The organism is Pseudomonas inefficax, assembly GCF_900277125.1.
Lineage (GTDB): Bacteria > Pseudomonadota > Gammaproteobacteria > Pseudomonadales > Pseudomonadaceae > Aquipseudomonas > Aquipseudomonas inefficax.
This window is the reverse complement of the sequence record NZ_OPYN01000232.1, coordinates 50,455-64,281: the sequence shown is the minus strand read 5'-3', so window position 1 is coordinate 64,281 and position 13,827 is coordinate 50,455. Positions and strand designations below refer to the sequence as shown.

General features: G+C 63.3%; 11 protein-coding genes and 2 pseudogenes. 5 read left to right on the top strand and 8 right to left on the bottom strand.

Features of this window, described 5'->3' with window-relative positions:
• The first annotated feature begins 156 nt into the window (after positions 1–156).
• The 5 genes from JV551A3_RS29120 to JV551A3_RS29100 all read left to right on the top strand — a co-directional run bounded on the left by JV551A3_RS29120 (position 157) and on the right by JV551A3_RS29100 (position 7,246).
• Positions 157–1,878 carry a glucan biosynthesis protein G gene (locus JV551A3_RS29120; RefSeq protein WP_205125975.1) on the top strand — a complete coding sequence of 574 codons (1,722 nt, stop codon included), beginning with the start codon at positions 157–159 and terminating at the stop codon, positions 1,876–1,878.
• Positions 1,871–4,444: a glucans biosynthesis glucosyltransferase MdoH gene (mdoH, locus tag JV551A3_RS29115; RefSeq protein ID WP_133975940.1), complete on the top strand. Its 2,574-nt coding sequence runs from the start codon at positions 1,871–1,873 to the stop codon at positions 4,442–4,444. Before JV551A3_RS29120 ends, mdoH begins: the two co-directional genes overlap by 8 nt.
• Before the next feature lie 235 nt (positions 4,445–4,679).
• A complete protein-coding gene (locus JV551A3_RS29110; RefSeq protein ID WP_024087841.1) occupies positions 4,680–5,477 on the top strand; it encodes a transporter substrate-binding domain-containing protein in 798 nt (265 codons plus the stop codon).
• 79 nt (positions 5,478–5,556) lie between these two features.
• Positions 5,557–6,519 carry an amino acid ABC transporter permease gene (locus JV551A3_RS29105; RefSeq protein ID WP_112249560.1) on the top strand — a complete coding sequence of 321 codons (963 nt, stop codon included), beginning with the start codon at positions 5,557–5,559 and terminating at the stop codon, positions 6,517–6,519.
• Entirely contained in the window at positions 6,512–7,246 is a 735-nt protein-coding gene (locus JV551A3_RS29100; protein WP_013974550.1) for an amino acid ABC transporter ATP-binding protein, read from the top strand. The genes JV551A3_RS29105 and JV551A3_RS29100 overlap by 8 nt, the downstream gene beginning before the upstream one ends.
• Before the next feature lie 115 nt (positions 7,247–7,361).
• On the opposite strand, the gene JV551A3_RS31515 is transcribed toward JV551A3_RS29100, so the two are convergent.
• The 8 genes and pseudogenes from JV551A3_RS31515 to JV551A3_RS29070 all read right to left on the bottom strand — a co-directional run bounded on the left by JV551A3_RS31515 (position 7,362) and on the right by JV551A3_RS29070 (position 13,731).
• Entirely contained in the window at positions 7,362–8,066 is a 705-nt protein-coding gene (locus tag JV551A3_RS31515) for a methyl-accepting chemotaxis protein (RefSeq protein ID WP_372239061.1), read from the bottom strand.
• Between the two features lie 198 nt (positions 8,067–8,264).
• Positions 8,265–9,305, bottom strand: a pseudogene (locus JV551A3_RS31510) (methyl-accepting chemotaxis protein); the annotation flags it as partial.
• 263 nt (positions 9,306–9,568) lie between these two features.
• Positions 9,569–10,282, bottom strand: coding sequence for a methyl-accepting chemotaxis protein (locus JV551A3_RS31505; RefSeq protein ID WP_404940928.1), 714 nt, complete (start codon positions 10,280–10,282; stop codon positions 9,569–9,571).
• 141 nt (positions 10,283–10,423) lie between these two features.
• Positions 10,424–11,368 (bottom strand): annotated as a pseudogene (locus tag JV551A3_RS31500) (methyl-accepting chemotaxis protein); the annotation flags it as partial.
• Between the two features lie 217 nt (positions 11,369–11,585).
• Positions 11,586–12,293, bottom strand: a complete 708-nt coding sequence (locus tag JV551A3_RS29085) for a 16S rRNA (uracil(1498)-N(3))-methyltransferase (protein WP_133975934.1) — start codon at positions 12,291–12,293, stop codon at positions 11,586–11,588.
• Complete coding sequence (gene tatC / locus JV551A3_RS29080; protein ID WP_133975932.1) at positions 12,290–13,081, bottom strand: twin-arginine translocase subunit TatC; 792 nt, start codon at positions 13,079–13,081, stop codon at positions 12,290–12,292. The genes JV551A3_RS29085 and tatC overlap by 4 nt, the downstream gene beginning before the upstream one ends.
• Positions 13,078–13,455, bottom strand: coding sequence for a Sec-independent protein translocase protein TatB (tatB, locus tag JV551A3_RS29075; RefSeq protein WP_025340918.1), 378 nt, complete (start codon positions 13,453–13,455; stop codon positions 13,078–13,080). The genes tatC and tatB overlap by 4 nt, the downstream gene beginning before the upstream one ends.
• 3 nt (positions 13,456–13,458) lie before the next feature.
• Positions 13,459–13,731, bottom strand: coding sequence for a twin-arginine translocase TatA/TatE family subunit (locus JV551A3_RS29070; RefSeq protein WP_003259853.1), 273 nt, complete (start codon positions 13,729–13,731; stop codon positions 13,459–13,461).
• Positions 13,732–13,827 lie beyond the last annotated feature (96 nt).

Genomic DNA, 13,827 nt, shown 5'->3' with positions numbered 1-13,827 from the left:
GGACCTGCGTTCGCAGGTTCGTTTCACTCTGACTCGAGCATTGTCTGGATCCGTTTGGGGAATCATTACGCCCTCACGGGGTCCGAACAGTGCTCGCCAACCCGGCATTTGTCGCTGGCCGTTGGTTTCATGATCTGTTTTCGGCGAGGGTTGCTCGTGATTGTTAGTCCCCAAAAAGCATCAAGAATCCCCGGTACCGGGCTGCGCAAGGCCCTGATGGCCAGTGTGGCACTGGTCGGCCTGATGAGCGCGGGCCAGCTGTGGGCATTCAATCTTGACGATGTTGCAGCCAAGGCAAAGGATCTGGCCGGCCAGAAGTACGAAGCACCGAAAAGCAACCTGCCGGCCGTATTCCGCGACATGAAGTTCGCGGACTACCAGAAGATTCACTTCCTGCAGGAAAAGGCCGAGTGGGCCAAGGACAAGACCCCGTTCAAGCTGTCGTTCTATCACCAGGGCATGCACTTCGACACGCCGGTGAAGATCAACCAGGTCACCGCCACCAAGGTCGAGGAAATCAAGTACGACCCGAACCGTTTCGAGTTCGGTGACGTGCCGCACGACCCGGAAACCACCAAGAACCTGGGTTACGCCGGTTTCCGCGTGCTTTACCCGATCAACAAGGCCGACAAGCAGGACGAGATCATGACCCTGCTTGGCGCCAGCTACTTCCGCGTGGTCGGCAAGGGCCATGTATATGGCCTGTCTGCCCGTGGCCTGGCCATCGATACCGCACTGCCGTCGGGCGAGGAATTCCCGCGCTTCACCGAGTTCTGGGTCGAGAAGCCCAAGCCGGCCGACAAGCATCTGGTCATCTACGCCCTGCTGGACTCGCCGCGCTCCACCGGCGCGTACAAGCTGACCCTGCGCCCTGGCAACGACACCGTGGTCGATGTGCAGTCCCGCGTATTCCTGCGTGACCATGTCAGCCGCCTGGGCATCGCCCCACTGACCAGCATGTACCTGTTCGGCCCCAACCAGCCGTCCAAGGTCCTCAACTACCGCCCGGCCCTGCACGATTCCGAAGGCCTGTCGATCCATGCCGGCAACGGCGAGTGGCTGTGGCGCCCGCTGAACAACCCGAAACACCTGGCCGTGAGCAATTTCAGCGTCGAGAACCCGCGAGGTTTCGGCCTGATGCAGCGCCAGCGTGCCTTCAGCGATTATGAAGACCTCGATGACAACTACCAGAAGCGCCCGAGCGCCTGGATCGAGCCGAAGGGTGACTGGGGCAAGGGCACTGTCGACCTGGTCGAAATCCCGACTGCCGACGAGACCAACGACAACATCGTGGCCTTCTGGAGCCCGGAAAAGCTGCCTGAGCCAGGCAAGCCATTCGAGTACGCCTATCGCCTGCACTGGACCATCGACGAGCCGAAGTTCCAGGCTCCCGAGCTGGGCTGGGTCAAGCAGACCCTGCGTTCCACCGGCGACGTCAAGCAGTCCAACCTGATCCGCCAACCAGACGGCAGCGTGGCCTTCCTGGTCGACTTCGCTGGCCCGGCACTGGCCGCCCTGCCGGAAGACTCCGCCGTGCGCAGCCAGATCAGCGTGGGCGACAACGCCGAGGTGGTCGAGAACAACCTGCGCTATAACCCTGAGACCAAGGGCTGGCGCCTGACCCTGCGTTTGAAGGTGAAGGAAGCCAACAAATCGACCGAAATGCGTGCCGCCCTGGTGCGTGATGTGCCGGTCGAAGCCGCCAAGCCTGCCAAGGACGCCAAGCAGGACAAGGCTGCTGCCAAGCAAGCCAAGGCCGAGAAAGCCGCCAAGGCCGAACAACCTGCCGCCGATGCGGCGCCCACCAACGGGACCCCGGCCACCACCGAGAAGGTGCTGACCGAGACCTGGAGCTATCAGTTGCCTGCCGATGAGTAACTCAAGCGCAAGGCCGGAATCGCTTCGCGAGTACCTGGCCCACCTACCACTGAGCGACGAGCAACGGGCGGAACTCGCCAGCTGCACGTCATTCAGTGAGCTGCACCAACGCCTGGCGGCCAACCCGGCCGCCAGCTCTGCCGAGGCCGTGCAGGCCTCGGTGGGCCCACGCCTGACCGTAGGCAGCGCCGCCGAGCTGGAAGACGCCGAAATGCTCGGCGTCGACGGCAGCGGCCGCCTGTGCCTGAAGATCGCCCCGCCGATCAAGCGTACCAAGGTCGTGCCCGAGCCGTGGCGCACCAACGTGCTTATCCGCATGTGGCGGCGCATGACCGGCCGCACCAACGCCCCGCAGCCGCCCAAGCGCGAGTTGCCGCCAGCTCGCTGGCGTACGGTCGGCTCGATCCGCCGTTATATCCTGCTGGCGCTGATGATCGGCCAGACCATCGTTGCCGGCTGGTACATGAAGGGCATCCTGCCTTACCAGGGCTGGTCGTTCGTGGACTTGGACGAAGTCGTCAACCAGCCGCTGTGGGACACCGTGGTGCAGGTTTGGCCGTATGCCCTGCAGACATCCATCCTGATCCTCTTCGGCATCCTGTTCTGCTGGGTATCGGCGGGCTTCTGGACCGCACTGATGGGCTTCCTCGAGCTGCTCACCGGGCGCGACAAGTACAAGATTTCGGGTAGCAGTGCGGGCAACGAGCCGATCGCGCCCGAGGCGCGTACCGCGCTGGTGATGCCTATCTGCAACGAAGACGTACCGCGGGTGTTCGCCGGCCTGCGCGCAACGTTCGAGTCGGTGGCCGCCAGCGGCAACCTCGATCGCTTCGACTTCTTCGTGCTCAGCGACACCAACGACACCGACATCGCCGTTGCCGAGCAACAGGCCTGGCTGGACGTATGCCGTGAAACCAAAGGCTTCGGCCGCATCTTCTACCGCCGCCGCCGGCGCCGGGTGAAGCGCAAGAGCGGCAACCTCGACGACTTCTGCCGTCGCTGGGGCGGCGAGTACAAGTACATGGTCGTGCTCGACGCCGACAGCGTCATGAGCGGCGAATGCCTGAGCAGCCTGGTGCGCCTGATGGAGGCCAACCCGGACGCCGGCATCATCCAGACCGGGCCGAAAGCCTCGGGCATGGATACCTTGTATGCGCGCATGCAGCAGTTCGCCACCCGCGTGTACGGCCCGCTGTTCACCGCTGGCCTGCACTTCTGGCAGCTGGGCGAGTCGCACTACTGGGGCCACAACGCGATCATCCGCATGAAGCCGTTCATCGAGCACTGCGCCTTGGCGCCGTTGCCGGGCAAGGGTGCGTTCGCCGGTGCCATTCTGTCGCACGACTTTGTCGAAGCCGCGCTGATGCGCCGTGCCGGCTGGGGCGTGTGGATCGCCTACGACCTGCCGGGCAGCTATGAAGAACTGCCGCCGAACCTGCTCGACGAGCTCAAGCGCGACCGCCGCTGGTGCCATGGCAACCTGATGAACTTCCGCCTGTTCCTGGTCAAGGGCATGCACCCGGTGCACCGCGCGGTATTCCTCACCGGGGTCATGTCGTACCTGTCGGCGCCGCTGTGGTTCCTGTTCCTGGTGCTGTCGACCGCACTGCTGGCGACCAACACGCTGATGGAGCCGCAGTATTTCATCGAGCCGTACCAGCTCTACCCACTGTGGCCGCAGTGGCACCCGGAAAAAGCCGTGGCGCTGTTCTCCACCACCATCGTGCTGCTGTTCCTGCCCAAGCTGCTCAGCGTCATCCTCATCTGGGCGAAGGGCGCGACCGAGTTTGGCGGGCGCATCAAGGTCACCCTGTCGATGCTGATGGAAATGCTGTTCTCCATGCTGCTGGCACCGGTGCGCATGATTTTCCACACCCGTTTCGTACTGGCCGCCTTCCTCGGCTGGGCCGCGACCTGGAACTCGCCGCAGCGTGACGATGACTCCACGCCGTGGGGTGAAGCGGTGCGCCGGCATGGCCCGCAGACCCTGCTGGGCCTTGCCTGGGCGGCGCTGGTGGCCTGGCTGAACCCGAGCTTCCTGTGGTGGCTGGCGCCGATCGTCGGTTCGCTGGTGCTGTCGATCCCGGTATCGGTGATTTCCAGCCGCACCCGCCTGGGCCTGGCGGCCAAGGACGAGAAGCTGTTCCTCATCCCCGAGGAATACGCCACTCCGCCAGAGCTGCTGGCTACCGACCAGTACACCCACGAAAACCGCTGGCATGCCCTGCATGACGGCTTCGTGCGGGCTGTGGTCGACCCGCGGCAGAACGCCCTGGCCTGCGCCATGGCCACTGCCCGTCATGGTCAGGCGGCACCGATCGAGGCACTGCGCGTGGAGCGCGTGGCCAAGGCGATGGAGGTCGGGCCGCAAGGGCTGGACCTCAATACCCGCCTGGCCCTGCTCAGCGACCCGGTGGCGCTGACCCGCCTGCACGAGCAGGTCTGGGCCGAGCACAATGCGGAATGGATCAACGTGTGGCGCGCATCGATCAAGAACGACCCGCATTCGCCGCTGTTGCCGTTGCACCCGGAGAATGAAGGCCAACCGGCACTCGTCGGCGCCTGAACCGGCCAATTCGCGGGTGAACCCGCTCCCACAGGGGCTGTGCAGTACCTTGTGGGAGCGGGTTCACCCGCGAAGCTTTTAGGTCCTTGCCTAGATTTTGGCCAACAAAGTCCCCCCCGGCTCTAGGTCCCCGAGCCGCCATGCGTTAGCATCCCTCCCCGATATGACGCATCGGCCGCCACGGCCGTGCCAACAATAAGATTCGCTACTTTTCTTGCTAGGGGACTTGGTGATGATCAAGAAATACCTTTCGCGACTGCTGGTCGGTGTCACCGCCCTGGTCGCCGTGACGGCGGCCCAGGCGGGCGCGATCGATGACGCGGTCAAGCGCGGCACCCTGCGTGTGGGCATGGACCCGACCTACATGCCGTTCCAGATGACCAACAAACGTGGCGAGATCATCGGCTTCGAAGTCGATATCCTCAAAGCCATGGCCAAGTCCATGGGCGTCAAGTTCGAGCCGGTATCCACGGCCTATGACGGCATCATCCCGGCCCTGCTGACCGACAAGTTCGACATGATCGGCAGCGGCATGACCCTCACCCAGGAACGCAACCTGCGCCTGAACTTCAGCGAACCCTTCATCGTGGTTGGCCAGACCCTGCTGATCCGCAAGGAACTGGCGGGCGAGATCAAGTCGTACAAGGACCTGAACAACGAGAAGTACCGCATCACCTCCAAGCTCGGTACCACCGGCGAAATGGTTTCCAAGAAGCTGATCGCCAAGGCCAAGTACCACGGCTACGACAACGAGCAGGAAGCGGTGATGGACGTGGTCAACGGCAAGGCTGACGCCTTCGTCTATGACGCGCCGTACAACGTGGTGGCAGTGGACAAGGCCGGTGCCGGCAAGCTGTTGTTCCTCGAAGAACCCTTCACCTACGAGCCGCTGGCCTTTGGCCTGAAGAAAGGCGACTACGACAGCATCAACTTCATCAACAACTTCCTGCACCAGATCAAGCATGACGGGACCTACGATCGTATTCACGACAAGTGGTTCAAGAACAAGGACTGGCTGAAGGAAATGGAATAAGGCCCAGGCCACAAGCCCGGCTTTATGACCTCGACGCGCAGGCAAACCCTGCGCGTTCGCATTTACGGAAGTACCCCACGTGATCAAACACAAGAAAGCCCAGTGGCCCTGGCACGGTTTGACTGCCCTGGTCCTGGTGGGCCTGGCGTTCAGCCTGTACATGGCCACCTCGATGATTTCCTACGAGTGGCGCTGGAACCGCGTACCGCAGTACTTCGCCTACAAGGCCGAGGAAGCACAACGCGCAGCCGGTTACGGCACCGTGCAGGAGATCGTCATCTCTGGCGACAATGCCCGTGTCACGCTGAAAGATGAAAATGGTGCCGAGCAGGTGCTCGATGTGGCCAAGGACAGCCTGCAGCTGTCCCGTGGCGATGATGTTTCCGAAGGCGACCAGATTGGCGTCACCCGCCACTGGGCGGCCGGCCCGCTGGCCTGGGGCCTGTGGACAACGCTTTGGATTTCGGTGGTATCCGGTGCCCTGGGCCTGTTGATCGGCCTGTTCGCCGGTCTCTGCCGACTCTCCAGCAACCCTACGCTGCATGACCTGTCGACGGTGTATGTCGAACTGGTGCGCGGTACACCGTTGCTGGTGCAGATATTCATCTTCTACTTCTTCATCGGTACCGTGCTCAACCTGTCCCGCGAGTTTGCCGGGGTGGCTGCACTGGCGCTGTTCACCGGTGCCTATGTGGCTGAAATCGTTCGTGCCGGCGTGCAATCCATCGCCAAGGGCCAGAACGAAGCGGCCCGCTCGCTTGGCCTGAACGCGGGCCAGTCGATGCGCCACGTGATCCTGCCGCAGGCCTTCAAGCGTGTGCTGCCGCCTTTGGCCGGCCAGTTCATCAGCCTGGTCAAGGACACCTCGCTGGTCTCGGTGATCGCCATCACCGAACTGACCAAGAGCGGCCGCGAGGCCATTACCACATCGTTCTCGACCTTCGAGATCTGGTTCTGCGTGGCAGGCCTGTACCTGCTGATCAACCTGCCGCTGTCGCACCTGGCCAGCCGGCTCGAGCGGAGGCTTGCGCAAAGTGATTGAAGTCCGTGACCTGCTGAAAGTCTTCGACACCCGTGGCCACGTGGTACGGGCCGTGGATAACGTCACCACCCAGGTCGCCAAGGGCGAGGTGGTGGTGGTGCTCGGCCCGTCGGGCTCGGGCAAGTCGACCTTCCTGCGCTGCCTCAACGGCCTGGAGCATTTCGACGAAGGCCATGTGGCCATCGACGGCTTGCAACTGGCCGACCCGAAGACCGATATCAACGCCTACCGCCGCGAAGTCGGCATGGTGTTCCAGCACTTCAACCTGTTCCCGCACATGACCGTGCTGGAAAACCTGTGCCTGGCGCAAAAGGTGGTACGCAAGCGCAACAAGGCTGACCGCGAGGCCAAGGCCCGGGCGTTGCTGGAGAAGGTGGGCATTGCGCAGAAGGCCAACGAATACCCATCGCGCCTGTCTGGTGGCCAGCAGCAGCGGGTGGCGATCGCCCGTGCCTTGGCCATGGACCCGAAAGTGATGCTGTTCGACGAACCGACCTCGGCGCTTGACCCGGAAATGGTCGGCGAGGTGCTGGACGTGATGAAGACCCTGGCTCAGGAAGGCATGACCATGGTCTGCGTTACCCACGAAATGGGCTTTGCCCGCGAAGTGGCGGACCGCGTGCTGTTCTTCGATCATGGCAAGTTGCTGGAAGATTCGGCGCCGGCCGCGTTCTTCGCCTCGCCGAAGGACCCGCGCGCACAGGCATTCCTGCGCCAGGTGCTGTAGCCGCTGGGGGCGCTTTGCGCCCCTTTCGCGACACAAGGCCGCTCCTACAGGGGAATGCAATCTCTTGTAGGAGCGGCCTTGTGTCGCGATGGGCTGCAAAGCAGCCCCAACAATCTCAGATGTTGAACCGCCCGACCATCCCCCGCAACTGCTGCCCCAGCTGCTCCAGTTCCCCACTCGAAGCCGCCGTCTGCTCACTGGCGGCACTGGTCTGATCCGACACATCGCGCACATTCAGCACACTGCGGTTTATCTGCTCGGCCACCACACTCTGTTCTTCGCTGGCGGTCGCAATCTGCTGGTTCATGCCCTGGATGCTGGACACCGTGTCGGCGATCTGGCTCAACGCATGCCCGGCCTTGCGGCTAAGCTCCACGCTTTGCTCGGTCAGGTTCTTGCTGTTGTCCAGCAGGCGGGTCACTTCGTCGGTGCCGTTGTGCAGGCTGTCGATCAGCTGGCCAATTTCTTCGGTCGCCGTCGAGGTGCGCTGGGCCAGACCGCGTACCTCATCGGCCACCACGGCAAAGCCACGCCCGGCTTCACCCGCCCGTGCCGCTTCGATCGCCGCGTTCAGGGCCAGCAGGTTGGTCTGCTCGGACACTGACTTGATCACATCGAGGATGCTGCCAATGCGCTGGCTCTCGCCCGCCAGGTGCTGCATGGCGGCCAGACAATGGTCCATCTGCCCGGCAAGCTGTTCGATACGGCCGATAGCTTCGGCCACCACCTGGTCGCCGACCTGGGCCTGCTGGTCGGCGTTGGTCGCTGCCAGCGAGGCCTGTTCAGCGTTCTGCGCCACTTCCTGCACGGTGGCGCTCATCTGGTTCATGGCCGTGGCCACCTGGTCGGTTTCCTCGCGCTGCTGGTTGATGCGCAGCTTGGTGTCTTCGCTGCTGGCCGCCAGTTGCGTGGCGGCCTGTGACAGGCTGCCGACGCCCTGGTCGATGCCACCGATCAGCTCGCGCAGGCTCAAGGTCATTTCGCGCATGCTGGTTTGCAACTGGCCCATCTCGTCGCGGCGAAGCACCGGTTCGACCTGGCTCAGGTCGCCGTTGGCAATGCGTGCGGCCACGGCCAGGGTCTGGCGCAAAGGCTGGGTAATCTGCAGGGTGATCAGCCAACCGGCCACGACGCCTACGACCAAGGCCAGCAGGGCTACAGTGGTCAGCACCGAGCGGGCCTCAAGGGCTTCCCTGTCGCGCTGCTCGATCTTGCGTTTGCCCAGTTCCAGGCTTACCGCGCGCAGCTCGTTGCCCATGTTCTCCATGTTGTCTTGCAGCTGTTCGACACGCACCGCAGCCCGGCGATAGTCATCCAGGCTGGCGCGGTACTTGGCCAGCTGCTCCCCGGGCTGCTGGGTGAGTGAACGGGGCAAGCCAAGTGGCGCAAGGCCTTTGAGCAGTTGCGCAAGGCTGCTGTCGGCAGCATCCAGGGAGCTGTCGCCGACCTTGGCGAAGCTTTCCACAGGGGAGAAGGTATAGGCCGGAACCAGAATCTGCTGGTTGGCACCGTCGACATGTCGGCTCAGCGTGTCCATCAGCCCCAGCACACCGCTTTGCTGGCTGTCGGCAGGCATCCGCAGCAAGGCCTGGGTCTGGAGATCATCGATTACTTCGCTGAGCTTCTGCTCCTGGGCCTGCATGGCCTGGCGCAGGGCGATACGCTTGGCGACAGTATTCTCCAGCTCGCTGAAATCGTCGCGCAAGCGCTGCAGCAACGTCAGCTTTTCGGTCAGCATCTGCCGGGATTCATCCACACTGCTACGTTGTTGCAAGGTGGTCAGCATGCTGTTGAGCTGGTCGAGAATGTTGGCTATCCGCGTTCTGCTGGCGTTGTCGTTGAGGACGCGGTAGGTGATGCGCTCTGCGCGCAAGTCCTTGGTCAGGTCGTTGATCAGGCCGATTTCGCTGAGTTGCTGCGAACGGACAATGGCGTCATCCAGTGCACGCCAACCACTGACGGTGGTGGCCAGGGTAAGCAGCAGGACCACGGCAAAGCCGAGGGCGAGCTTGGCGCCGACACTGATGTTGCCGAGCTTGCGGTTGAGGTAGCCGAGCATGAGGAATCTCCGTGCGATTGGGGGCGAGGATGCAGGCGCATTGCTGGCATCACACCTTTGCCAATCGGCAGCGGAGTTGTAGGACTTGACCTGATAATCAAGTAGGAAATTTCACTTCAATAGGTAGGAATGTTCCGCCTGCGCCGACCTCTTCGCGGGTAAACCCGCTCCCACAGGTACTGCACAGACATTGAGAACTGTGCGGTACCTGTGGGAGCGGGCAAGCCCGCGAAGAGGCCGGCAAAGGCGGCCCACTCTTCAGATCAGAGCCTGAACCGCCCCACCAACCCTTGCAGGTGGGTACCCAACCGCGCCAGCTCCACACTGGAGCTGGCCGTTTCTTCACTGGCCGCCGAGGTCTGGTCAGAAATATCCCGCACGTTCATCACGCTGCGGTTGATCTCTTCAGCTACTGCGGTCTGCTCTTCCGCAGCGGTGGCAATCTGCTGGTTCATGGCCTGGATCGACGACACGGTCCGGGTGATGGTCTCCAGGGAGCTGCCGGCGCGGCGGGTCAGTTCGACGCTGCTATCGGTCAACTGGCGGCTGCTATCCATAACGCTGGCCACGCGCTGGGTGCCGCTCTGCAGGCCGGCAATCAGCTCTTCGATCTCTTCGGTCGATTGCTGGGTACGTTGCGCCAGGCTGCGCACCTCATCAGCCACCACGGCAAAGCCACGCCCGGCCTCGCCGGCACGGGCCGCCTCGATCGCCGCGTTGAGGGCCAACAGGTTGGTTTGCTGAGCCACCGACTTGATCACGTCGAGCACGCTGCCGATCTTGTCGCTTTCGGCCTTGAGCTGGTTCATCGCTTCGCTGGAGTTGACCACTTCGCCGGCCAGGCGCTCGATCTGCGCCACCGCCTCGCCGACCACACGATCGCCTTCGCGGGCTTGCTGATCGGCCATCAATGCAGCTTCCGAGGCCTGCTCGGCATTGCGCGCCACCTCATGCACGGTGGCGGTCATCTGGTTCATGGCGGTCGCCACCTGATCAGTCTCGACCTTCTGGTTGTTGACCCCGGCACTGGTCTGCTCGGTCACCGCCGATAGCTCCTCGGCAGCGCTGGCGATCTGCGTGACACCATCACCGATGCCGCTGATCAGTTCGCGCAGGCCCTGAGTCATGCGGTGCATGCTGGCTTGCAACTGGCCCAGTTCGTCGCGGCGTTGTGCCTGCAGATCCAGGGACAGGTCGCCACTGGCGACGCGTTCGGCGGCGCGCAAGGTCTGGCGCAACGGGATGATGATCTGCCGGGTGATGACCCAGGCCGCCAGCAGGCCGAGGGCCAGGGCCAGCACGGTGGCCACGGCGAGCACGGTCTTGGCCTGGGCCGCACCGGCATCGCGCACGGTGGTTTGCGAGGTGGTCATGGCCTGGCTGGTCTGCAGCAGTACCGTGCCGTGCTCGACCATGCTCTGCAGGGCCTGCTCACTGGCGACCTGTGCATTGCCGTATTGGGTGACCGCGTCGCGGTAGCCCCCCATGGCAGTGGTGGCGTCTTCCAGGCTGGCAGCGTGCTCCGCTGGCACTTTGGCCGGTAGCGCGCGCAGTTCGGCCAAGGCCTGGTCGATCGCCTTGAGGGCCGTTTGCTGGTAGTCGGCGTTGCCGCTGTAGGTGTACCCGCGTACCTGGAAGCGTGCCTGCTGCAACAGGGCGCTGACTTCCACCGCGTGCTGGTATTGGCTTATATCGCCACCCTGCAGCAGGCCGCGTTGCACCCGGCCAATCAGCTCCGCAGCCTTGTCGGCAGTGTCGCCAAGCACAGCGCGGCTGGCCTCGCGGCGCTGGCCGGCCTGTTTCAGCTCGTTGAATGCCTGCTGGTAGCCACGCAAGGCCTCACGCTGCTGCTCCAGGCGCTGGCGGTCAGCGGGTTGCTCAATCTGCCCGAGCATAAGCTGCACTTGGCTGTCGAGGTTGCCCAGGGCCTTTTCCAGCTCTGCCACCGAAGCATCGTCAGGCTGGCGCTGGTAATGCTGGCGGGCGATGCGCAGTTCCTGGGTGTACTGCTGGATGACAGAGATGTTTCCCAGCTTGTCGCCACGGTCGATGATGCTGTCCATGCCGTGCCAGCCGGCCAGGGTGATGGCCAGGGTCAGCAGCAGCACCAGGCCGAAGCCCAGCCCCAGTTTGCGATTTACGCTCACATTGCCCAATGATTGGGCGAACCATTGATACATGTACGACTCCCCGGCGGCTTGGCAGCACCATTAATTGTTGTGTTGCCAAGACAATCGGCCTGGGGAAGGGAAACTTTATGGGTAAAAGCTGACTTGCGTGTCAGAAAATCCGCGAGAGCAGCGCTGTCACCGCGGTCTCGACCCGCAGGATGCGGTCGCCCAGCTGGACCGGAGCCAGGCCTGCCTTGCCCAGCAAGTCCACCTCGTAGGGGATCCAGCCGCCCTCCGGGCCGATGGCCAGGGTCACGGGCTGCTCCACGGCGCGCGGGCAGGCGGGGTAGGGGCCGGGGTGGCCGACCAGGCCCAGGGTGCCTGCGGCGATGGCCGGCAGGCGGTCTTCGACGAACGGCTTGAAGCGCTTCTCGATGATTACTTCGGGCAGCACGGTGTCGCGCGCTTGTTCCAAGCCAAGGATGAGGTTTTCGCGAATGCTTTCCGGTTGCAGGAAGGGTGTTTGCCAGAAGCTTTTCTCGACCTTGTAGCTGTTCAGCAAGATCAGCCGCGGCACGCCGAGGGTGGCCACGGTCTGGAACAGCCGGCGCAGCATTTTCGGCCGAGGTACGGCGAGCACCAGGGTCAGCGGCAGTTTGGCCGGTGGCTGCTGGTCAAAGGTGACTTCCAGTTCGGCTTCGTGCTTTTCCAGGCGCAGCACCGTGGCCTTGCCCATCAGGCCGTTGATACGGCCCACGCGCAAATTGTCGCCCACCGCCACACGGTGGATGTCCTGCATGTGGGTGAAACGCCGGTCTGCGAGAACGACGCGGTCGGCCGAGACGAAGTCGGCCTCTTCAAGGAGCAACAAGTTCACGGTTGGGTCGCTGGTGGCTGGTCGTTGTGGTCGTTGGCGGCGTTATCGTCGGCTTCGCTGCGTTTGCGGATCAGGCTGCCGCACAGCACGCCGATCTCGAACAGCAGCCACATGGGTACGGCCAGCAGGGTCTGGGAGAAGATGTCCGGTGGGGTAAGGACCATGCCGACCACGAAGCAGCCGATGATCACGTAGGGGCGAATCTTCTTGAGGTACTTCACATCGACCACGCCGATCCATACCAGCAGCACCACCGCCACCGGGATTTCGAAGGCCACGCCAAAGGCGAAGAACAGCGTCATCACGAAGTCGAGGTAGCTGGCGATGTCGGTCATCATCGACACGCCTTCCGGCGTGGCGCTGGCGAAGAAGCCGAAGATCAGCGGGAACACCAGGAAGTAGGCAAAGGCCATGCCGGCGTAGAACAGGAAGATGCTCGACACCAGTAGCGGAATGGCGATGCGCTTTTCGTGACGGTACAGCCCGGGTGCGATGAAACCCCAGATCTGCTGCAGGATGAACGGGATCGCCAGGAACAGCGAGACGATCATGGTCAGCTTGAACGGCGTGAGGAACGGTGATGCCACATCGGTGGCGATCATCGTGGCGTTGGCCGGCAAGTGCTCGCGCAGCGGTGCGGAGACCAGGGTGTAGATCTGCTGGGCGAAGGAGAACAGCCCGGCAAAGATCAGGAAAATGACGGCAACGCAGCGCAGCAGGCGGGTGCGCAGTTCAGTCAGGTGCGAAACCAGCGGCATAGGCTGGTCATGTTCCGGATTTTCGCTCATGGGGCTCGCGGCGGTTGAGGCGGTTCAGAAGGCGTGGCCGGGGTGGCAGCGGTCTCGACCGGCCTGGCTTCGAGCCCGGCGGGCGGCTGCACGGTGGCGGTGGTGACAGGCGGCTGCGCCGGTGGCGTCATCGGGTTGAGGATGCGCTTGGCTTCCTCTTCCATCTGCAGGATGTGCTCGTTGTGCAGCTGGCGGCGGATTTCGTCGGCGCCGATCTCGCGCTCCACTTCCATCTTGATGCTGTTGAAACTGCGCTTGAGCCGGCCGATCCACAGGCCTGCCGTGCGCGCGGCACCGGGCAGGCGCTCGGGGCCGAGCACCAGCAGGGCGACCAGGCCGACGAGCAGCAGCTCGCTGAAACTGATGCCGAACATGGGTCAGTCTTTCCGCTGCGGCTCTTGGACCGGCTGGGCCTGCCCCTCGATGGTGTGGCCCTGGTTCTGCTGGGCAGTGTTCTGCACCGGTGGAACGGGTTGGGCAGGCGGCGGAGTCTGCTCGGCCGGCTTGTTCTCTTCGTCGCTCATGGCCTTGCGGAAGCCTTTGATCGACTCGCCCAGGTCGCTGCCGAAGTTCTTCAGCTTCTTGGTGCCGAACACCAGGACCACGACGACCAGCAGGACGATCCAGTGTTTCCAGTCAAAGATACCCATTTCGTACTCCTGAAATTTACAGGTACAGCGAATTTTTTCGGCAGCGCGGTCCCTGTGGGAGCGGGTTTACCCGCGAACACCGGCGAAGCCGGTGCC